Origin of the sequence: Pseudodesulfovibrio sp. JC047, from assembly GCF_010468615.1 — a bacterium.
In the GTDB taxonomy this organism is placed as follows: Bacteria; Desulfobacterota; Desulfovibrionia; order Desulfovibrionales; family Desulfovibrionaceae; genus Pseudodesulfovibrio.
The window spans coordinates 75,926-96,205 of record NZ_WUEH01000013.1 but is presented as its reverse complement, the minus strand read 5'-3'; the positions used below and the strand labels follow the sequence as shown (position 1 = coordinate 96,205).

At 50.6% G+C, this 20,280-nt stretch carries 20 protein-coding genes; 14 read left to right on the top strand and 6 right to left on the bottom strand.

All coding sequences use genetic code 11. The features are described from left to right. Positions 1-171: 171 nt before the first annotated feature. Together gap and surE are read right to left on the bottom strand one after the other, a co-directional pair. Positions 172-1,155, bottom strand: coding sequence for a type I glyceraldehyde-3-phosphate dehydrogenase (gene gap / locus GO013_RS10370; protein ID WP_163810816.1), 984 nt, complete (start codon positions 1,153-1,155; stop codon positions 172-174). A gap of 93 nt (positions 1,156-1,248) precedes the next feature. After that, on the bottom strand, positions 1,249-2,001 hold the full coding sequence (gene surE, locus GO013_RS10365; protein WP_163810814.1) for a 5'/3'-nucleotidase SurE: 753 nt from the start codon (positions 1,999-2,001) through the stop codon (positions 1,249-1,251). Between the two features lie 142 nt (positions 2,002-2,143). Between surE and GO013_RS10360 the strand changes: the two genes are divergently transcribed. The 7 genes from GO013_RS10360 to GO013_RS10330 all read left to right on the top strand — a co-directional run bounded on the left by GO013_RS10360 (position 2,144) and on the right by GO013_RS10330 (position 7,327). After that, on the top strand, positions 2,144-3,184 hold the full coding sequence (locus tag GO013_RS10360) for an HD domain-containing protein (RefSeq protein WP_163810812.1): 1,041 nt from the start codon (positions 2,144-2,146) through the stop codon (positions 3,182-3,184). After that, positions 3,160-3,801, top strand: a complete 642-nt coding sequence (gene tmk / locus GO013_RS10355; RefSeq protein WP_163810809.1) for a dTMP kinase — start codon at positions 3,160-3,162, stop codon at positions 3,799-3,801. The genes GO013_RS10360 and tmk overlap by 25 nt, the downstream gene beginning before the upstream one ends. Positions 3,802-3,923: 122 nt before the next feature. Next, positions 3,924-4,736, top strand: coding sequence for an amino acid ABC transporter permease (locus GO013_RS10350; RefSeq protein ID WP_163810807.1), 813 nt, complete (start codon positions 3,924-3,926; stop codon positions 4,734-4,736). Positions 4,737-4,889: 153 nt separating this feature from the next. After that, a complete protein-coding gene (locus GO013_RS10345; RefSeq protein ID WP_163810805.1) occupies positions 4,890-5,729 on the top strand; it encodes a transporter substrate-binding domain-containing protein in 840 nt (279 codons plus the stop codon). Between the two features lie 13 nt (positions 5,730-5,742). After that, positions 5,743-6,636 carry an amino acid ABC transporter permease gene (locus GO013_RS10340; RefSeq protein WP_239057823.1) on the top strand — a complete coding sequence of 298 codons (894 nt, stop codon included), beginning with the start codon at positions 5,743-5,745 and terminating at the stop codon, positions 6,634-6,636. Positions 6,637-6,740: 104 nt separating this feature from the next. Next, the gene (locus tag GO013_RS10335) at positions 6,741-6,992 is read left to right on the top strand and encodes a glutaredoxin family protein (RefSeq protein WP_203529516.1); all 252 of its coding nucleotides are present in this window, start codon (positions 6,741-6,743) and stop codon (positions 6,990-6,992) included. A gap of 2 nt (positions 6,993-6,994) precedes the next feature. After that, on the top strand, positions 6,995-7,327 hold the full coding sequence (locus GO013_RS10330; protein ID WP_163810799.1) for a ferredoxin-thioredoxin reductase catalytic domain-containing protein: 333 nt from the start codon (positions 6,995-6,997) through the stop codon (positions 7,325-7,327). A gap of 76 nt (positions 7,328-7,403) precedes the next feature. On the opposite strand, the gene traT is transcribed toward GO013_RS10330, so the two are convergent. From traT to trmFO, 4 genes are all read right to left on the bottom strand, one after another. Continuing rightward, the gene (gene traT / locus GO013_RS10325) at positions 7,404-8,159 is read right to left on the bottom strand and encodes a complement resistance protein TraT (RefSeq protein ID WP_163810797.1); all 756 of its coding nucleotides are present in this window, start codon (positions 8,157-8,159) and stop codon (positions 7,404-7,406) included. A 3-nt stretch (positions 8,160-8,162) separates the two neighbouring features. Further along, the gene (locus GO013_RS10320) at positions 8,163-10,406 is read right to left on the bottom strand and encodes a trypsin-like peptidase domain-containing protein (RefSeq protein ID WP_163810795.1); all 2,244 of its coding nucleotides are present in this window, start codon (positions 10,404-10,406) and stop codon (positions 8,163-8,165) included. Between the two features lie 192 nt (positions 10,407-10,598). After that, the gene (locus GO013_RS10315; RefSeq protein ID WP_163810793.1) at positions 10,599-11,906 is read right to left on the bottom strand and encodes an O-acetylhomoserine aminocarboxypropyltransferase/cysteine synthase family protein; all 1,308 of its coding nucleotides are present in this window, start codon (positions 11,904-11,906) and stop codon (positions 10,599-10,601) included. Between the two features lie 142 nt (positions 11,907-12,048). Next, entirely contained in the window at positions 12,049-13,380 is a 1,332-nt protein-coding gene (gene trmFO / locus GO013_RS10310; protein ID WP_163810833.1) for a methylenetetrahydrofolate--tRNA-(uracil(54)-C(5))-methyltransferase (FADH(2)-oxidizing) TrmFO, read from the bottom strand. 81 nt (positions 13,381-13,461) lie between these two features. Here trmFO and GO013_RS10305 point away from each other — a divergent pair, with 81 nt between their 5' ends. From GO013_RS10305 to GO013_RS10275, 7 genes are all read left to right on the top strand, one after another. Further along, a complete protein-coding gene (locus GO013_RS10305; RefSeq protein WP_163810792.1) occupies positions 13,462-14,430 on the top strand; it encodes an ABC transporter ATP-binding protein in 969 nt (322 codons plus the stop codon). Between the two features lie 10 nt (positions 14,431-14,440). After that, complete coding sequence (locus GO013_RS10300; protein ID WP_163810790.1) at positions 14,441-15,400, top strand: dipeptide ABC transporter ATP-binding protein; 960 nt, start codon at positions 14,441-14,443, stop codon at positions 15,398-15,400. A 101-nt stretch (positions 15,401-15,501) separates the two neighbouring features. Beyond that, positions 15,502-16,065 (top strand): HD domain-containing protein, encoded by a 564-nt coding sequence (locus tag GO013_RS10295; protein ID WP_163810788.1) that lies wholly within the window; start codon positions 15,502-15,504, stop codon positions 16,063-16,065. A gap of 114 nt (positions 16,066-16,179) precedes the next feature. Further along, entirely contained in the window at positions 16,180-16,950 is a 771-nt protein-coding gene (gene cbiQ / locus GO013_RS10290) for a cobalt ECF transporter T component CbiQ (RefSeq protein ID WP_163810786.1), read from the top strand. Further along, entirely contained in the window at positions 16,947-17,663 is a 717-nt protein-coding gene (locus GO013_RS10285) for an ABC transporter ATP-binding protein (protein WP_163810784.1), read from the top strand. The genes cbiQ and GO013_RS10285 overlap by 4 nt, the downstream gene beginning before the upstream one ends. A 332-nt stretch (positions 17,664-17,995) precedes the next feature. Further along, positions 17,996-19,387: an MATE family efflux transporter gene (locus GO013_RS10280; RefSeq protein ID WP_163810782.1), complete on the top strand. Its 1,392-nt coding sequence runs from the start codon at positions 17,996-17,998 to the stop codon at positions 19,385-19,387. Between the two features lie 9 nt (positions 19,388-19,396). After that, on the top strand, positions 19,397-20,278 hold the full coding sequence (locus GO013_RS10275; RefSeq protein WP_163810780.1) for a phosphatidylglycerol lysyltransferase domain-containing protein: 882 nt from the start codon (positions 19,397-19,399) through the stop codon (positions 20,276-20,278). Positions 20,279-20,280: the final 2 nt, after the last annotated feature.

The window sequence follows — 20,280 nt, the reverse complement described above, 5'->3', positions numbered from 1 at the left end:
ATATTCTTTGCTAAATCGATCCCAATGGTGGCAATATTTTTCATGTGACTCGTCCTCCTGAGTACGTTTTGTTTGGCACTATGATGCCGTATACCGGGGGGGCGGGTCCATTCCATTAAAAAAGACCGCTCGACAAGCTGTCGAGCGGTCCATATTACGAGAAAGGGATATCTAGATCATTCCGGCAACTTTTTTCGTCAACCGCAAAAGCTGATTGGTGAATCCGGCTTCGTTATCATACCAGATGATCAGCTTGAGCTGGGTGCCACCCATGACCCGGGTCAACGAAGAATCGACAACGCCACCGAATGTCGACCCCATGAAGTCAACGGAAACCAATTCTTCTTCCGTGTAGCCCATGGATTCATTGGCAGCAGCCTTGAGCGCAGCATTCACTTCTTCAACCGTTGTTTCCTTTTTCAACTCGCAGACAAGGTCTACCAAAGAAACGTTGGGGGTTGGCACACGAATGGCCATGCCATCGAGAACGCCATTCAATTCAGGAATAACCAGTCCAACCGCTTTGGCCGCACCAGTTGTCGTGGGCACCATATTCACAGCACAGGCACGGGCACGACGGATATCCTTGTGCGAACCATCCAGCACACGCTGACTCATGGTGTAGGAATGCACCGTATTCATGATACCGTGCTTGATGCCAAACAAATCATTGATGACCTTGGCCACCGGAGCCAGGCAGTTCGTGGTGCAGGAAGCATTTGAAATAATATTGTGTTCAGGCGTGAGTAATTCATCATTCACGCTCATGACCACCGTGATATCAGGGTCTTGACCCGGTGCGGAAATGACCACTTTCTTGGCACCGCAGTCCAACATCTGTTGACAACTTGTACGATCACGAAATTTACCAGTGGATTCCACCACAATATCGCAGCCCAAATCACCCCAGGTCCATTCGCCAGGAGCATTTCGAGTCACAGTAACGGGCTTGCCACCTAAAAGGAATCCGTCAGCAGTCGGCTCTACATCCATGAATCGGCCATGGACAGAATCATATTTGAGCAAATGAGCCAGATCCTCGTTGGATGCCCGCGCGTTTACCGCCACCAATTCAAGATCATTGTCTTCCGCCAGCAATCGTGTGAGATACCGTCCGATCCGTCCAAATCCATTCAAACCAATTTTCGTTGCCATGCCAGGTTCCTCCTGTGGGTATACAATTATTCAACCCTGATAATCTTAAAAGTAAACAACAATACGTACACAATGATTTTCCGTCAACGGCGTTTATAGGTCGGTTTTAGTCAACACGCCCAACGCGGCCCGATCGGTAAAATCAAAATGCAACGGCGTCAATGTGATATGCCCATCAGACAGCAACGCCCGATCACTGTCCGCACAGATCCGTTCCGGGGGAATGGCCCCGTCAAGCCAGTAATACGGTCTACCACGCGGGTCCTGTCGGGTGGAATACCAATCCTGATACGATGCCCGCGTATGGGGACAGAAACGTAATTCCCGAGCCTCTTCAATCGGGCAATTCGGAAAATTCAAATTCAACACGCATTTTCCGGGCAATTCGGCCCACGGGATTTTCACGATCAGATCAGCACAATACTGCGCCTGACCGCTCAAATCCACAGGATTGAAATTATCCATGGACACCGCCATGGCCGGAATTTCCATCAATGCACCTTCCGTCGCGGCCGAAACGGTCCCCGAATACAAAATATCCACCCCGACATTCGCGCCGGCATTGATACCCGAAACGACAAGGTCCGGCGGTGTTTCAAGCAAAGTAGACAATCCAAGCTTGACGCAGTCTACGGGAGTTCCATAAACTCCTTGCCCAACAAATCCGTTTTCCTTGAATTCCTTGACCCGAACGGGCATAAAGAATGTGACGGCGTGCCCCACTGCGGATTGTTCCGTCACCGGAGCCACGACATGAACGTCATGTCCGGCTTTTTTCAATGCAAAATATAATGCTCGCAGCCCTGGGGCCTGAATACCATCATCATTGGCCAGGAGTATGTTCATGCTCTTCCTCCAAATGGTCCCTTCGGTTTGACAATCCGTGTGAAATCAGGTTCATAACCAAAAGCGGACAAAAAAGGTCCGCACCCCGCAGATATATACTGAAGAGTTCGTGTACGGGCGGGGGTACCTCAACATCAATCCAATGGCAAGATACGTGGGAAAAAAGTCACAATATATCCATAACCTGGTCCCCGGCCACCCCGTCGAAGACATTTTTATATTGGCATCAGCCAATCAGGCCCAATCCAGAAACGGTCCGTATTGGAATATCACATTTCAAGACGCAACCGGCACCATAGATGGCAAAATCTGGAGCCCGAAAAGCCAGGAATATCCAAACCTTGAGCCAGGTACACTGGCACACGTCAAAGGGTTTGTCGAAAGCTACAGAGACAAGAATCAACTCAAAGTTGACCATATGGAATTGCTCGAAGCAACCGCCCCCGGCATCGATCTCGCCGATTTTCTTCCGACATCAAGCGTCCCGCCGGAAGAACTCATGGGATTGATCGAAGACCTCATTGCCGAGCATGTCAAATATAAACCATGGAAGACCTTTTGTAAAAAAGTCCTCTCCAACGAAGATATTCGAACTCGTATGATCATGGCTCCGGGAGCCAAAACGGTTCATCACGCATATGTCGGAGGTCTGCTTGAACACACCTTGCAGGTCGCTCGGTCCTGTATGGCCTTGTGCGATGTCTATCCGAATCTGGACAGACAAACGCTGTTGGTCGGAGCAATTTTTCACGATCTCGGCAAAGCATGGGAACTGTCCGGCGGCATGACAAACGAATACACCGATGAAGGCCGTCTGCTCGGCCACATCCAAATAGGCCAAGACAAACTGGAGCCATTTCTCAAACGAAGCAAAACGCTCGACGAAAGCCTCAAACTCCACCTCAAGCACCTCATTACCAGTCACCACGGAGAGCACGATTTCGGTTCTCCTGTCCGCCCCAAGACACCCGAAGCCTTTGTCCTCCACTTTGCCGACAATATGGATGCAAAGCTGAACATTATTGATCAGGCGTATACCGACATGGATAAATCAGGACAGGACTGGTCTCCGTACATGCGTTTTCTGGAACGGAATATTTTCCGTACCCCGATGACGCCGAGTACGACCAAAAAAAATGACGAGAAACCGGAGAATCAATGTTTATTACCTTTGAAGGCATAGAAGGCACCGGCAAATCCACCCAGATCACCAAAATCAAGGATTATTACGAATCCTTGGGGAAAACGGTGTTCCTCACAAAGGAACCAGGAGGAAGTCGCGTCGGAACGGAACTGCGCAAGATGCTGCTTCACGTTGACAACAAGGACATCACTCCGATCACGGAACTGTTTCTCTATCTGGCAGACCGCGCCCAACACATCGAACAGGTCATTCGTCCGGCTTTGGACGCGGGAGATGTCGTCCTCTGTGACCGCTTTGCCGACTCCACCATTGTCTATCAAGGCTATGGCCGAGGTTTGGACACCACCATACTCAAGCAACTCAATGAAGTGGCTGTCAATGGTCTCTGGCCCGACCTGACCGTTGTTCTGGACATTGACCCGGAAATAGGTCTCAAACGCGCGACATTGCGAAATATCGAAGACGGCAAGGCCAAAGAAGAAGGCCGCTTCGAGGCGGAACATCTATCTTTCCACAACCGAATTCGTGAAGGCTACCTGACTTGGGCAGCCCTCAACCACGATCGAATGGAAGTCGTTGATGCATCCGCAACCCCCGATGAAGTCTTTGAAAAAATCAAGGCCGTTCTGGAGTGTCACAGATCGAAAACAGACTAATTCACGTTTTTTCACCAAAGAAAAACAGAATAGTACCTGAACTTTCCGGACGATTCTGGTATGGTGCTCTCTCTAGGCGCATACAACATGCCATATATACCAAATGAGAACACCATATAAAAATGTTTGACACACGACGCTTTTTTCACGGCACCATTCGATTTTCTTCTCTCATTGACACCACGAAATACCTCGTGGTGATGGGATGTGTTCTCTGGCTCCTCACATTGGGGACCAACCGGCTGGGATACAATTGGCAATGGTATAGAATCCCGAAATATTTCTGGACTGTCGGAGAACAGGGGGTCACTTGGGGACCACTGGTTCAAGGGTTAGGCGTAACCCTCCAGATCACTGCCATCAGCATGGTTCTGATGCTGGTCATCGGCATGGCAACCGCCATATTCCGAATGACCGACTCATGGGCCGCACGCGGGACAGCACGTACCTACATGGAGTTGATTCGCAATACTCCTCTGCTCATTCAGATTTTCTTCATCTATTTTGTCCTGGCTCCCATTCTGGGGATCTCCCCGTTTTGGGCCGCCATTATAGCTCTGAGCCTTTTTGAAGGAGCCTATGCCTCGGAAATATTCAGAGCCGGAATCACGTCCATTGACAAAGGACAGTGGGAAGCCGCCCAAGGATTGGGCATGAACGCATCTGCCACCTATCGATACATCATCCTGCCCCAGGCTTTCCGACGCGTACTGCCTCCCATGACGAGCCAAGCGGTCTCACTTGTCAAGGATTCCGCCTTGGTCAGCACCATCGCCATTCTCGATCTGACGCAACAAGGACGCATGATCGACGCGGAAACATTTCTCACCTTTGAAATCTGGTTCACTGTTGCCGCCATCTACCTGGCCGTCACCCTGGCTTTATCCGGGGTCGTCAAGATATTGGAAAAACGGTTCAACGGCATCAAGCCTTAACCCAAAACAGGAGCACGACATGACAATTTGGAGAGCCGTCAAAACCGGATCAACAATCATGATTGCCATCTTGGGAGTGTCTCACGTCACGTTTGCCCAGGAATCCCCCAGATAACCCCAGATCCCGTCCTCGTTCGGGACAAGGAGAACGCCATGAAAAATCATCGTTTCAGGACAATTGTACCCTTCCTCTTCCTGCTTGCATTCCTCGTTGGATGCGGTCAGCAGGCTCCACAGCAAAACGACTCCGGCGTAAAATCTCACGTCAGCCAGCTTGACACCATTCTCAAACGAGGTGTGATAAAAGTTGGCTTCGACACCTTCAAACCCTGGGCCATGAAAGACAAAAGTGGCAAGTACATCGGTTTTGAAATCGAAGTTGCCGAACGGCTGGCCAAAGATATGGGCGTGAAGGTCGAATTCGTTCCCACCAAATGGTCCGGCATCATCCCAGCCCTTTTGACCGGAAAATTCGATATCATCATCGGCGGCATGTCCATCACTCCGCAACGCAATCTGAAAGTCAACTTTTCCCTCCCCTACGAGTATACAGGGATGTCTGTCATCGCCAGCAAAAAGCTCGCCTCGGGACGCACTCTGGCTTCCGAATTCAACAACCCGGCTACAACCATAGCTGTTCGTCTGGGAACCACTGCGGCCGAAGTGACAAAAAACTATCTCCCCAATGCAAAAATCCTGTTTTTTGACGAAGAATCACAGACCATTCAGGAACTCCTCAACGAACGAGTCCACGCAGTCGTTGCCTCCAACCCGTTGCCACTCAATCTTGCCAAGGAATACCCGGAGCAACTGTATCTCCCCTTCAAGGAAGATTTCACCAGAGAACCCATCGCCTTTGGAATCAAAAAAGGCGACCACGACTATCTCAACTGGTTGAACAACTGGGTTTTGGTCACCTCAAGCACTGGCTGGCTCAAAAACCGCTATGAATACTGGTTCTACACCAACGATTGGGAAAACCAGATTCAATAGGCGAGCCAGTTCATTGCAGAATACTTCAACAAAACGGAAAATTCGCATCACACCGCTGGACACCACCATTTTGGTGGTGCTGGCGGGGATGTTCGGTTTCATTGCGTACAAGGCCGCAACAGGATTAAATTACCACTGGAACTGGGCCGTCATTCCCCAGTTTCTGATTCGTTATGACACCGAAGCGCAATCATGGGTTCCAGGCCTGCTCATGCATGGGCTGTTCACGACCATCCGACTGAGTCTCTGGTCAGGTCTCTTCGCCATTATACTGGGAACATTTGTCGGCCTCATGCGGGTCAGCCCACGACTCTTCAGACGACAGCTAGCCACCACCTATGTCGGACTGATCAGAAACACCCCGCCTCTGGTCCTGATATTCGTCTTCTACTTCTTTGTCGGCGACCAGATCATGACGCTGCTGCATGTCAATGAAGCCATCTATGCCCTGTCTCCCGAAGCTCAGGAAGTTCTCGGCTGGTTCTTCGGACCGATGAGCCGATTTTCCCAATTCCTCTCCGCCCTGGTCACCCTGACCCTTTTCGAAGCGGCGTATATTGCGGAAATTGTTCGGGCAGGCATCGAGTCCATTGAATCTGGCCAGTGGGAAGCGGCATCAGGCACCGGCATGAGCCGAACCAAGGCCATGATGTACGTCATCCTCCCGCAAGCCATACAACGCATGTTGCCAGCACTTGCCGGGCAATTCATATCCATCATCAAGGATTCCACCATCGTTTCTGTCATCTCCATCGAAGAGTTGACTTTTCAGGCGCAACAACTCATGACAACAACCTATAGGAGTTTTGAAATCTGGACACTGGTCCTTGTCATGTATTTCGTGCTCACCTTCCTGTGTTCAATGGTGGTCAGGAAATTGGAACTGACACTGCAAAGAGAGCCATAATGTTCAAAGTCATCAAAAATTTTGTTTCCAGCCTTTTCGAAGAAAACGACGAGGCTCAACCGAAATCCCACGCTAAAAAAACGTTCGACCCGGAGGCATTTCATATGAATGACATCAAAATCTATGCGCTTTCAACCTGCATCCATTGCAGAAATGCAAAAAAATACCTCGATGAATGTGGCGTAAAATACGAGTGTGTTCACGTTGATGAACTCTCTGGAGACGATCGCAAACAGATCGTTCAGGAAATCAAAGACCATAATCCAGCCGTTTCCTTTCCTACCATCGTCATCAAAAATACAGTTGTTGTCGGGTACCACAAAGACAAGATCGACGCCGCGCTCAAGGGAGAATAACAATGGATGCCAAACAATTATATAAAATGCTCAAAAAAGTTCAGGAGCCGAAAGGCTACTATTTCAACAAGGATATGGACATGACCATGCCCTTGCTCGAAAGCCTGCTGACCAACAAGGACCGCTTTGGCTACATGGCTTGTCCCTGCCGTCTGGCCAACGGCGACTTCGAAGCGGACAAGGACATCGTCTGTCCCTGCACCTACCGGGAAGAGGACATCAAGGAATACGGTGCCTGTTTCTGTGCGCTCTATGTCAGCAAGGAATACAACGACGGCACCATTGAGAAAGCGGTTGTTCCTGAACGCAGGCCACCTGAAAAAATCATTTTCTAACAAGTCGATTCACGCAAAAAGAAAACCCCTGTTTCAAATAAAACAGGGGCTTTTTTTTCTTCATCGTGACAAAATATCAGATGATATCGGTCAAAATGCGTAACATTCTGCCCCGGACGCCATCCACAATCTCGCATTGATGGACATTTCGCCCACCGGCATACACCGCCATATTGACCGTCGAACGCTGTCGGTAGCCTCTGAAATTGTTTTTCTTGCGCTTGATCTTCCTGCTTTTGCCAAAAACAATGGTGGTCCCGTCATTGTCTTCCTTGGGAGCAATGGTGGCCAGCGTGACATGCGCTTTGATGATATATGTGTCGTCCGTCATGTAACTGCCAAGAATATATCCAATGGTCGCACCGGCCACAGCTCCGGCAGCTCCTCCGGCGATAGTTTCATTCATGGTGCCCTTTTTCATCGGATGATAGGCTCCGGCAACACCTCCACCGGCCAATCCAACAAAACCAAATTCATTGCTCATATTCTCCTGAATCTGACCGGAATAGGTCACATTGATGTCAAGCAACAGCCCAAAATCACTCCCGGTTGTGGGTTCATACCCATTAGATATGTATGCATCTTCCAACTGCCGCTTGAAACCATGCAAATCAAAGGCTGCATCACCGGAAGTATTTCTGATTCGCAGCTTTACTTTGTTGTTCTCAAAAAGGCTTGAATCAACAATAAACTGCTTGTCCATGGCCGAGCCATACATTAACCCATCTTCCGCCTGAACCATACCCATACGGCTTTTGGACGCAGTACATCCCGCACACACCACCAAAACCAACATCATAACGATGCGCAGCCCCTTGCATATATGAAACATCTGCTACCCCTTTTGGTACTTGATATGATTTTCATTCAGGAATTTGAAAACTTCGGAATAATGGATGCTGAAATTCAATCCCTCGGAAATATCCTTGGTGACGCAATAGTCATTGACGCCAATAACCCGATTACCCAAGAACAGTGGCCCACCTGAATTCCCGGGATTGATTGGCGCATCCGTCTGAATAAACAAAATGGGATTTCCTGCCACGCCGGAAATGCCCGGTGATGTGCGGACGGTACTAATAACTCCCCGCGACAACGTGAAAGACATCCCGTGAGGATGGCCGATGGCCTCAACAGTCTCTCCGATTTTCACATTCTTCTTGTCATAAAAAACCACGGGAATTCCCCGATCCTGTACTTTGATAAGCGCAAGATCCAACCGCACATCCTTGGCTATGACCTTTCCAAAGGTTTCCAAATCACCCCATTTCTTCAATTCGATGAATTTCTGTTCTTCAACGACATGATAATTGGTCAGAACAATATCATCCGTCACGTAAAAACCTGTGCCGAGACTGCTTGAATTCTGAACGATCAGCACACTCTCGAACCGTTTGTCCGCATGTTTGTCAAATCCATATTCCTTCTCTTTCATGGAGGCGAGTGCGACATTTCTATTTTTCACCACATCCTTTCGAATGGACGCAAGAGACCTGTACCGTCTGGTCTTGGCCTTGTTGTCAGAATAATTGCTCAACAGCTCGGAAAGCTTCACGGAAATGGCCTCTTTTTCAAATTGATCGACCATTTTTTCCGTCACATTGGTGCTCATGTATTCTTCAAGGTTGGGATCCGTTTCCTGCAACTGATAGGCAACCGTGAAAAATTCCTTTGAAGTGACGTCAAAAAAATCGGAATAATACGTCTTTTTCCGTTTATCGATGATGTAATACTGAATGGAGCCGGTTTTCAAGACATCCATCTCGACCCGCTGAAAGCGATATGGATCATACACCGGCTCGTCAATAAATCGAGGCGTTGTCCTGACCTTCTTCTTCAATTCTTCAATGCGCTCCTTGGCTTCATCCACTTTCGTCTCACTTTCCCAATTCGCCAGAGCATTGCCCAAGTCCATGTACGGATTGCCGGTTGACGTTGGCAATTGCGTATTGGAATTGGTCATTATTTCCATATTTGATTGTTGCAATTCCACTTGCAAGATATCCCATTCCGGATTGTTCACTTTGGTGTACCCGGCCAAATAGGTGGATTTGACATGCGTACTCGTATCGACCTTGCGAGAGGTTCGCGTGGCGGCAAGGTTGAACAGGATAATGATATCCGCCGATTTGACAGCCTTGCTTTCAAATCCTTTTTTCAAGTCCTCGTTCAAGGCCTTGATCGGCATGTCCATCTCCACACCAACAGGGAATTCGATGACCCCTCTTTTCTTGAGCGTCTCACTCGTCACATCAATAAATGCAATTTTGATCCCGGGAATCGCGTCCAACTGCATCCCTGCGTCCAAAACCGCGTCATACGCAGTCGTAATCGCGGCAAAATCGGCTTTCTCAACATTCGGACACAATTTCCTGAAATATGTCTGGGCCAACTCCTTTTGCATGTCGGCAGGCAGCACATCTCCATATGTCTTGTGCATATGCAAAAGCTCTTTACTCGTGGCGCACTGCACTTTTTTTGCCCACAGTGTCTTCTGTTTCTGCAAAAAATCCTGATCCTGCAAATTTACCGGATACTCGGCAAAGAAATTCTTGTCCGCATTGATGGGATACAGGGTAAAAGCGGTCGGTGCATATTGTGCGATTTCAGTCCGCTTGGTTTCCAGCTGTTGCCGGGCATTCTGAATAAGGGGGTAACCATACTCGGGATTCTTAAACAATGGCACGCTCTCAGCCGAAACAACCTGCCTTTCCAAAGCCGCCAAAGCCGCTTTGATTCCAGACCAGGTATCGCTTGAGGCCGGCCAAGTCAGCTTTTGGACCTCGGCCATGGTCCGCCGCAATTCTGGCTCGTACACTCCTTTCAGATGTGACGCCAGATTCGTCAGCAAGGCCTGCACGTCCGGGTCATCCCCTTGTGCCTGAAACCATGTTCGTTCATTTCCATAGATGGTTGAAGCTTCAGTATAGGCCCCTTTCACCATCAATTCCGAAACATGATCTGCGGGGCTGTAAAACATGGAATAGGAATTGCCACCACCTCCCTGAGGAGCCTTACACGCTGTCAACAAAAACAAGAAACACACACTCAATAGGGTCACCGAAACAAAACGCCGCATAGAAACCTCACTTGAACACCCGGAAGATTATTCACTCAGACAAAAACCCGTTCAATCCCAATATAGAGAAACATTTGTTTGATAAAGCAATAGAATAACAAAAGCAACACTGATATATATTGAACGTTTTTTAGTACAAAAAAAATCCCCACTCCTGAGAATGGGGATTTATCATATTCGATTTTAATAATTTTAACGCTGGGATTGCATCAGGGCCATATCCAGATCTTCGATAATATCCTCGATATTTTCCAACCCCACAGAGATACGAATCAAATCCGGCGGAACACCCGCTGCCAGTTGTTCTTCAGGAGAGGATTGACCATGCGTTGTGGTTGCGGGGTGAATGACCAATGTCTTGGCATCCAGAATATTCGCCAAATGGGAACAGAGCTTCACGGCATCAATGAATTTCCGCCCAGCGGCCAAACCGCCCTTGACGCCAAAGCCAAACACGGCTCCGGGGCCGAGGGGAAAAGTGTTTTTCGCCCGATCATGATCCGGATGATTGGGAAGTCCCGCATAATTCACCCACTCGACCGCGTAATGTGTTTCCAAGAACTCGGCCACTTTCTGCGCATTTTCACAATGCTGACGAGCACGAATCGGCAGGGTTTCCATCCCCTGAAGGATCAGAAAACTATTGTGCGGAGAAATGGTCGCGCCGGTATCACGAAGCAACCCAATGCGCACCTTGGCCGTAAAGGCCGGACACGGCTGACCAGCGGCCCCACCAAGTGCTTCCCACAAATTCACATTGTTATACGTCGGGTCCGGTGCGGCAATCTCAGGATATTTCATGTCCTTGCCCCAATCAAAATCCCCTTTCTCGACAATGGCACCGCCCATGGCCACGCCATGACCACCAATAATTTTGGTCAGAGAATGCACGACGATATCGCATCCGAAATCAAATGGATCAAAAACCGGCGGAGGTGCGACCGTAGAATCCAAAATAAACGGGATGCCGTGACGGTGTGCGACCTCGGAAAGTCCCCGCAGATCATCGACATTACAGCGCGGATTGCCAATGGATTCGCTATAGACCAACCGGGTATTCTCATCGATGGCCGCTTCAACATTGGCCGGATCACTGGAATCCACGAATCGGGCTTCAATGCCAAATCGCTTCAAGGTATACTCGAACAAGGTCTGGGTCCCGCCATACAGATTGGACCCAGTGACAAAATTCTGCCCCGCCGAACAAATGGTGGTCACCGCATAAAAAATGGCCGCCATGCCGGACGCGACAGCAACGGCTCCCGTGCCTCCATGCAGCTCGGCGAGCCGTTTTTCCAGAACGTCTGTAGTTGGATTGTTCAATCGGGTATAAATGTACCCGGATTCCTTCAATGAAAAAAGATCAGCGGCATGTTGCGTATCTCGAAACATATACGCCGTTGTCTGATAAATCGGAACCGCCCGCGCCCCTGTTTCCGCATCCGGGGTATGCCCCGCGTGCAAAGAAATCGTTTGCGGTCCGTAGTGTGTATCGGCCATGGGTATTCCCTCCTGTATTCCGTACGTCCTGTCACAGTGCGACAAAGTGGTTGAATTGGCAATATCCAGCCCTTTCAAAAAAATAGCCACTCATCACGAATAAACGCGGTCCGGTTCGCCCCGAACCGCCTCTGTGCGCACGCTATCGATTAAGCCCGACAGATGCAATCCACGTCTGAAAAGCCTCTTTGGCACGCACTCCATAGGCTTCCTTGCGTAATTTCTTTTTCATTTTCTTCTGCAATCCTGGCATCAAACCAAAATTGACATTAGACGGCTGAAACCGCTTATCCGGGACGGCCTTCAAATGACCGAGTAAAGCCCCTATCGCGGTCTCCACTGGTGGCTCCTCAAGCGATGAACCGTTCATATTCGTCCCCAACGACAGTCCAAGCCACAAGCCACAGGCTGCGGATTCAAGATACCCTTCAACCCCGGTGATCTGCCCGGCAAGGTACACCCCAGGCCGATTCTTGAGCTGCAAAGAATTTTCCAAGACATCCGGGGCATTGACATAGGTATTTCGATGAATGGACCCGAGACGGAGAAATTCAGCCTGTTCCAGCCCAGGAATCATTCGAAAAATCCGCTTTTGCTCCGGGTACTTGAGCTTGGTCTGAAAACCCACGAGATTGAAAGCGGTCTTGTCCGCATTCTCGGTCCGCAACTGGACAATGGCAAACGGGCGGTCCCCGGTTTTTGGATCCTCGAACCCCACTGGCTTGAGCGGCCCGAAAGCCAACGTCATCTCACCACGTTCGGCCATGGCTTCGACTGGCAGGCATCCTTCAAAATGGATTTCCTTTTCAAAATCCCGAGGCTGAACCTTTTCCCCTTCAAGCAAAGCGGTCACAAACGCCTTGTACTCCGCTTCATTCATGGGACAATTCAGATAATCATCATCATCCTCGGGTTTCCACCGCGATCCCCAGAAGGCCTTGTCAAAATCAACGGAATCACGAGAAATGATCGGTGCGATCGCGTCGTAAAAATACAACCGCTGGTTGCCCACCGCTGTCATCAAGCTCTCTGTCAGTGACTCACTGGCCAACGGACCGGCCGCGATGACAACCGCGTCATGTCCTTGAAGCTCTGAGGCATCAAGCGACTGAATTTCCTGATGAACAACAGTGATCGAATCGTGATTTTCGATCGCGTCGGTAATATATTGAGAAAACAACGTGCGATCCACAGCCAAGGCTCCCCCGGCAGGGACCTGTGTGGCAAAGGCCGCTTTCATGACCAGACTGCCCAGACTGGACATCTCTTCCTTGAGCAAACCGATGGCCGCAGCCGGACCGGTTGCCCGAAAGGAATTGGAACAGACCAACTCAGCCAGACCATCTTCAGTATGGGCCTCGGACCGCTTGCCAGGCTTCATTTCATAAAGCGTCACCGCAATACCGGCCTCAGCCAATTGCCAGGCGCACTCGGTTCCGGCCAGTCCTCCGCCAACTATCGCCACATGTGCCATTTCATATCCCCGATATCGTTTACGTTCGCCGCAATATGCCGTATAGCTGACCAAACGGAGAACTGTGAAATTCAAAAAAACATGACCCAACCCCTTCTGGACATACACAAGCTCACGACCTGCTTTTCCTCACACCAGGGAATAGCCAAGGCGGTGGATACCGTCAGCCTTTCCTTTATGCAAGGAGAAACCCTGGCTGTGGTCGGAGAATCAGGGTGCGGGAAAACCGTACTCGCCCTCTCCATTCTCGGTCTTATACCTGATCCCCCCGGCCGCGTCACCGAAGGACGTATCCTCTACAAAGGAGCCGACCTGCTCGATATGACGGACCGAGAACTCATGCAGGTCAGGGGCAATCACATTTCCATGATTTTTCAAGAACCCATGACCGCGCTCAACCCGGTCTTCCGCATCAACGACCAGATCGCGGAACCGCTTCGGCTCCATCAGGGATTGACTCACAACGAGGCCCTCGACAAAGCGGTTGACGCACTCGAAAAGGTGGGCATTCCAAACCCCGCAGCCATAGCCACATCCTATCCGCACGAACTGTCAGGCGGAATGCGACAACGTGTCATGATCGCCATGGCCCTTGCCTGTCATCCCGACCTTCTCATCGCCGATGAACCGACCACGGCCCTCGACGTCACCATTCAAGCGCAGATCATTGATCTCATGAACGATCTCAAAGAAAAGAACAACGGCTCGCTCATGCTCATCACCCATGATCTGGGGGTGGTGGCCCGCATGGCGCAACGGGTTGCGGTCATGTATTCCGGCAAAATCGTGGAACTCGCCACGGTCGCCCCGCTCTACGCCAATCCATTGCACCCATATACCCAAGGGCTTTTGGCCTCAGTCCCCACATTAGGGAACACGCAACGGCTGCACGCCATTCCAGGTATTGTGCCAAGTATTTTCAATCAACCGCAAGGATGCCGTTTTCATCCCCGATGTCCCAAGGCCTTTGAAAAATGTTCACAGATGCTGCCGCCACTCTTTGAACCGGAGCCAGGCCACTCGGTCCGGTGCTGGCTGTATGAAGCATGAGGGAATAGTCATGCCACCATTGCTTGAACTCTCCAATGTCACCAAACATTTCAAGGTCACCAGTGGCCTTCTGGGCCTGCAATCTCATCTGGTTCGCGCTGTAGATGGTGTCAGCCTTCAGGTTGAGCACGGAGAAACCCTCGGACTGGTCGGCGAATCCGGTTGCGGCAAATCCACATTGGCAAAATGTATCATGGGACTGGAACCCGTGACCAGCGGCACCGTTCATTTTGACAACAAAACGCTTTCGGCCTGGGATGAAAAGGCATTACGCAGCAAGATACAAATGATCTTTCAGGACCCGTATTCATCCCTGAATCCACGCCAGAAAATCGGAACCATCATTCGCGAAGGACTAGACATCCACGCCATCGGGACCAAGCAGGAACGACGGGAAAAAGTTCAAAACCTGCTCAAATTGGTCGGACTCCGCCCGGAACAGGGTGAACGTTATCCCCACGAATTTTCAGGAGGACAACGGCAACGTGTGGCCGTCGCCCGAACCCTGGCCCTGAACCCGAAACTCATTGTCTGTGACGAACCGGTCTCGGCACTGGATGTCTCGGTTCAAGCACAGGTCCTCGGCCTCCTCAAAGATCTTCAAACACAATTCGGCCTGACCTATGTCTTCATTTCCCACGATCTGTCCGTGGTCAGCCACATTGCTGACACCGTGGCCGTCATGTACCTCGGTCATATCATGGAAATCGGGCCAAGCCCCCAGCTGTTTACTTTTCCTAAACATCCTTATACTCAGGCACTTTTATCCGCTGTTCTCCTCCCAGATCCGACCAATCAACCAGACCGAATCGCATTGAGCGGTGACTTGCCCAGCCCCATGAATCCTCCCACCGGCTGCCCGTTTCACCCGCGATGTCCCCATGCTTTTGAACAATGTCAAACAGACCGTCCACACCTCCAGAAAACTGAATCAGGGACCAAGGTCGCCTGTTGGTTGCACAACGCCTGACACTCTGTACGGATGCAGCAAACCCGAATCTGTCACTAGACCAGACAGATATCATCCGGCAGTATTGCATACTCAACCTCATTCATATCAAGGAAAGGATTATGATAACACGAGAAGAAGCTTGGACACTCCTGAAAGCACACAACACTGAAACCAGCCTCATCAACCATGCTCTGGAGTCAGAAGCCGTCATGCGAGGCCTGGCCACCAAACTGGGAGAGGATGCAGACCTGTGGGGAATCACCGGCCTGTTGCACGACCTCGACTATGCGGTCACCAAACACACCCATGACCGACACGGCCTGGACAGCGTGGACATGCTCGAAGGGAAGCTTCCGGACGAAGCACTGGCTGCCATCCGGCGTCATGCGGCGGAAATGAATGGTGCAGAAGCGCCTGAAACCACACTGGATTATGCCCTGCGGTGTGGCGAAACCGTCACGGGTCTGGTCCATGCCGGGGCCTTGGTTCGCCCGACCAAGATCGAAGGGATGAAAACCAAGAGCTTGAAAAAAAAGATGAAAGACAAGGCTTTTGCCGCCAGTGTCAACCGTGATTGCATCCGCGAATGTGACAAAATAGGTTTGGAACTGGGAGATTTTCTCCAAATAGCCATTACCTCCGTCACAGCCATTGCCCCCCAAGTGGGCCTGACTGCCGAATAATCTCATGCAACCGGCACAGATATCACACTGTGCCGGTTGCACGATTTTCCATTTTGTACTACTCCTCGCCTTCTGACTGAAGTATTCGCAATTTCAGAGGACAAGGACACACTATTGGCCGCCATTACTGAACAATTTGCCATTGGCAATTCCTTCATTCATCGTATGGACCCGCGTATCAGGCTGATATGCGGCGCACTTATCACCATTCCCTTGGCAATTCTGCACACCCGGCTCCCGGCTCTGTTCGGACTGGGCTTCGGCGTACTGCTCGTGGTCATGGCTCAATTGCACCTCGGACGAGTGGTCAAACGACTCATGGTCGTCAACGCCTTCATTCTCTTTCTCTGGTTCTTTCTCCCCTTTTCCTTACCCGGAGATACCATTTGGTCTATAGGGCCGTTACACGCGACAACACAAGGTGTGAACCTGGCCTTACTCATCACTATCAAGTCGAATGCCATCGTTCTTACGCTCATGGCCCTCATGGGCACCATTTCCGTTCAGAACCTCGGCCCAGCCCTTCAGCAGTTGGGACTGCCCCAAAAACTGTGTCATCTGCTGCTGTTTACTTATCGATACATCTTTGTCATCCATCAGGAATACATGACCATGCGCACGGCCATGCAAGCCCGTGGTTTCAAACCAAAGACGAATACACACACCTATCGTTCCTATGCCTGGCTGGTCGGCATGATTCTGGTCAAGAGCTGGGATCGAGCCGAACGGGTTCAGGGAGCCATGCGCTGCCGTGGATTTCGTGGCCGATTCTATTCACTGACCACTTTTACGACCACCCCCACAGCCTATGTTTTCCTTTTCCTCTGTATTCTTTTCACGGCACGCATCATTCAATTGGAATTTTTTCCTGGAGTTATACCATGACCGCTGCAATCATTGAGCTGAAGGACGTCAGCTACGCATTTCCCAACCGAGACAACGCACTGGACAAACTCAACTTTCATTTGCATCAGGATGAAAAAATCGGCCTGTTCGGTCCCAATGGCGCGGGCAAGACCACCATGCTCCACCTCCTCATGGGATTGCTCACCCCCAAGGAAGGGACCGTCCACCTCTTCGGTGTCCCCATGACAGACCTCAAAGCCTTTGATCAGGCTCGACTGCACATCGGTTTTCTCTTTCAACACTCCGACGATCAACTCTTTTGCCCGACGGTGCTTGATGACGTGGCCTTTGGCCCACTCAATCAGGGATTATCCAAGGCCGATGCCGCCGATCGCGCTCGGGAGGCTTTGCACATCGTGGGTCTCAGCGAATTCGAAGACCGAATTCCCCATCGGATGTCAGGGGGCGAAAAAAAACTGGTCGCACTGGCAACCATCCTCGCCATGCGCCCAAAGGTTCTCATCTTGGATGAACCGACCACCGGCCTGTCTCCCGAAGCCAAGGATCGACTGATCACCATCCTTCAAGGATTGGACATGGCTCGACTGGTAGTTTCCCACGACCCGGACTTTCTGACTGCGACCACCAACCGACTCCTTGCCATGCGAGATGGACAGATCAAACCCGGCGAACTCAAGCCGCACAGCCATATCCACGTTCATGAAGAAGGCGACGTGCCACACCAGCATTAAAGAGCACGCCCTATTCACTCTCATCCAAGCTGAAGGCCAAAATCTATCGGCACCACGCAAAGAGAAAAGCACTGATTAGCCCGTCGTCTCCATGGCAACACCACATTTATGACTATCAATTTCTTCTTTTAATACTCGATACATACAGAAATTCTGTGGACAATAACGCACATGTCTTCAACAGGGAATGTCATCCGCTCCTTGTGCAAGTGTTTTGAAAAAGATATAGAATTGGATTCGAATGGCCGTTTTCCGCCTTGGCAATCGGGAAAAAAGACCTATCATTAAAGACACCCTGCCAACTTCGGCTTACTCGAACCCGACACTGCACCATGTCCGAAACACTCACCGCCAATATGTCACGCGCGCCGTATCGTACCATCTGGAATCTGGCCTGGCCCCAGCTCCTGATGATGTTCTTCCATTTTCTCATCGGCATGACAGACGTCTGGGTCGCCGGACACATCAACCGAGAGGTTCAGGCCTCATTGGGTATCATCTCCCAATCCTTTTTTCTCTTGCTGGTCGTGGCCATGGCCATTGCCAATGGTGCCGTTGCAGCCATTAGCCAATCCCTTGGCGCAGGCCTGATACAACGGGTCAAACGATATACCGGACTCTGCCTATTATTAGCCGCCATTCTGGGGACTGCGTTTCTCGTGATCGGGCTTCCTTTGAAAAACGGAATGCTGGCGATCTTGCAAATTCCACCGGAAATGCGCACGACAACAGAATATTTCCTGACAATCTATCTCGCCATGCTCCCCGCATACTACATGCTCATGATCACCAACGCGATCTTCCGGGCACGCAAACAGGTCATGTACCCACTGTATTCCATGATCATTGTCACCGCATTGAACACCGTCCTTGACTTGGGACTGGGACTGGGGTGGTTCGGGATGCCCAATATCGGTTTCAAGGGATTGGCATGGGCAACATTCATCTCCATCACTGCGGGAATGCTCCTCAACGTGTTCACACTTGCCCGACACGGCCTCCTCAAAAGGGACAGCTTTGCACCGTGGAGGTGGACCAAACGGGCCATGCCCTATCTGATCAAAGTCGCATGGCCGTCAGGATTGATGCAAATAGTCTGGCAGTCCGGCTACATGGTCTTGTATATCATCACGGCAAGCCTTCCGTGGAACGCGGTGGACGCGCTGGCAGGCATGGCCATCGGACTGCGCATCGAATCCCTCCTCTTTCTGCCCGCCTTTGCCTTCAATCTGACCGCGAGTATTCTCATCGGGCATTACCTTGGAGCAAAGCAGCCCAAGGAAGCCAAAAAATTTGGGTTCCGTATTCTGAAAATAGGCCTGATCTCGATCACGCTCTTTTCCTTCGTGGTCTGGCAATTCCTTGAACCATGGGTCGGGCTGCTCACCCGAGACACGGCCGTCGCGGCCCAGGCCATAAGTTATCTCAAATGGAACGTCCTTGCCATCCCGTTCACCCTGACCAGCATGATTCTGGCCGGAGCACTCAACGGGGCCGGGGCCACCATGTACAACATGTTCATCATGGGCGGCGCAACGTGGGGCCTCAGACTTCCACTGGCTTACTGTCTTGGCCATTTCGTCATGCAGGATGCCGAAGGCATCTGGATCGCCATGTTCTGCTCACAAATAGTGCAATCGTCCATACTTCTCTATTTCTTCAACTTCAAAAATTGGCAACGTTTCGCTATGATACAAAAACGAACGCCTCGTCACGAACAGTGAGGATACTCTATGCAACTCAATTTTGAACCAATCTCTGTGGACAGACAGATCGAATACCGTGCGTGCCTGACCGAATGCCCACAACTTTTGACCAGTGATTTTTCCTTTGCCAACATCTTTGGCTGGGCCGAACACTACGGTCTTGAATGGGCCTTTCACAAAGACCTGTGTTTCATCCGTCAGACCAAACCGGAAACCATTTTCTGGGCACCCATCGGACCGTGGGAAAAATACGATTGGCCCCATTGCGACGTCATGCAGGACAGCGGGAAATTCACCCGCGTTCCCGAGGCCCTGACCCGTCTCTGGTCCGTGGCCTATGGCAACCACATCCTCATCGAAGAATGCCGCGAGCACTGGGATTACATCTATTCCGTCGAGGACCTGATCGCGCTCAAGGGAAAGAAATTCCATAAAAAGAAAAATCTGCTCAACCAATTCAAGAAAAACTATGACTTCACCTATGACTCCATGACGCCCAATTGTGTTGAAGAAGTGCTCGAAATGCAGGACGAATGGTATAAATGGTATGAAGAAAACAACCCGTCAGACGCACTCAAAGCGGAAAACCGCGCCATCACTCGCGTGTTGCACAACTTCGATCAGATCACAGGTCTCACGGGAGCCAGCCTGCGCGTGGATGGAAAAGTCATAGCCTACACTGTGGCAGAACCCCTGTGTGAAGACTCGGTCGTCATCCATTTTGAAAAAGGCGATGTCCGGTACAAAGGCGTGTATCAGGCCATCAACCAGATGTTTTTGGAAAACGACGGTGCCGATTTCACCACTGTCAACCGAGAACAAGACCTGGGTGACGAAGGATTGCGAAAAGCGAAGCTCTCATACAACCCCACATTCTTCCTGAAAAAATTTGAAACAACCCTGCTCTAATC

Excerpts from the sequence above, each read along its gene's own strand:
- gap (WP_163810816.1), bottom strand. The coding sequence starts at position 1,155 with ATGGCAACGAAAATTGGTTTGAATGGATTTGGACGGATCGGACGGTAT.
- surE (WP_163810814.1), bottom strand. The coding sequence starts at position 2,001 with ATGAACATACTCCTGGCCAATGATGATGGTATTCAGGCCCCAGGGCTG.
- GO013_RS10360 (WP_163810812.1), top strand. The coding sequence starts at position 2,144 with ATGGCAAGATACGTGGGAAAAAAGTCACAATATATCCATAACCTGGTC.
- tmk (WP_163810809.1), top strand. The coding sequence starts at position 3,160 with ATGTTTATTACCTTTGAAGGCATAGAAGGCACCGGCAAATCCACCCAG.
- GO013_RS10350 (WP_163810807.1), top strand. The coding sequence starts at position 3,924 with ATGTTTGACACACGACGCTTTTTTCACGGCACCATTCGATTTTCTTCT.
- GO013_RS10345 (WP_163810805.1), top strand. The coding sequence starts at position 4,890 with ATGAAAAATCATCGTTTCAGGACAATTGTACCCTTCCTCTTCCTGCTT.
- GO013_RS10335 (WP_203529516.1), top strand. The coding sequence starts at position 6,741 with ATGAATGACATCAAAATCTATGCGCTTTCAACCTGCATCCATTGCAGA.
- GO013_RS10330 (WP_163810799.1), top strand. The coding sequence starts at position 6,995 with ATGGATGCCAAACAATTATATAAAATGCTCAAAAAAGTTCAGGAGCCG.
- traT (WP_163810797.1), bottom strand. The coding sequence starts at position 8,159 with ATGTTTCATATATGCAAGGGGCTGCGCATCGTTATGATGTTGGTTTTG.
- GO013_RS10320 (WP_163810795.1), bottom strand. The coding sequence starts at position 10,406 with ATGCGGCGTTTTGTTTCGGTGACCCTATTGAGTGTGTGTTTCTTGTTT.
- GO013_RS10315 (WP_163810793.1), bottom strand. The coding sequence starts at position 11,906 with ATGGCCGATACACACTACGGACCGCAAACGATTTCTTTGCACGCGGGG.
- trmFO (WP_163810833.1), bottom strand. The coding sequence starts at position 13,380 with ATGGCACATGTGGCGATAGTTGGCGGAGGACTGGCCGGAACCGAGTGC.
- GO013_RS10305 (WP_163810792.1), top strand. The coding sequence starts at position 13,462 with ATGACCCAACCCCTTCTGGACATACACAAGCTCACGACCTGCTTTTCC.
- GO013_RS10300 (WP_163810790.1), top strand. The coding sequence starts at position 14,441 with ATGCCACCATTGCTTGAACTCTCCAATGTCACCAAACATTTCAAGGTC.
- GO013_RS10295 (WP_163810788.1), top strand. The coding sequence starts at position 15,502 with ATGATAACACGAGAAGAAGCTTGGACACTCCTGAAAGCACACAACACT.
- GO013_RS10285 (WP_163810784.1), top strand. The coding sequence starts at position 16,947 with ATGACCGCTGCAATCATTGAGCTGAAGGACGTCAGCTACGCATTTCCC.
- GO013_RS10280 (WP_163810782.1), top strand. The coding sequence starts at position 17,996 with ATGTCCGAAACACTCACCGCCAATATGTCACGCGCGCCGTATCGTACC.
- GO013_RS10275 (WP_163810780.1), top strand. The coding sequence starts at position 19,397 with ATGCAACTCAATTTTGAACCAATCTCTGTGGACAGACAGATCGAATAC.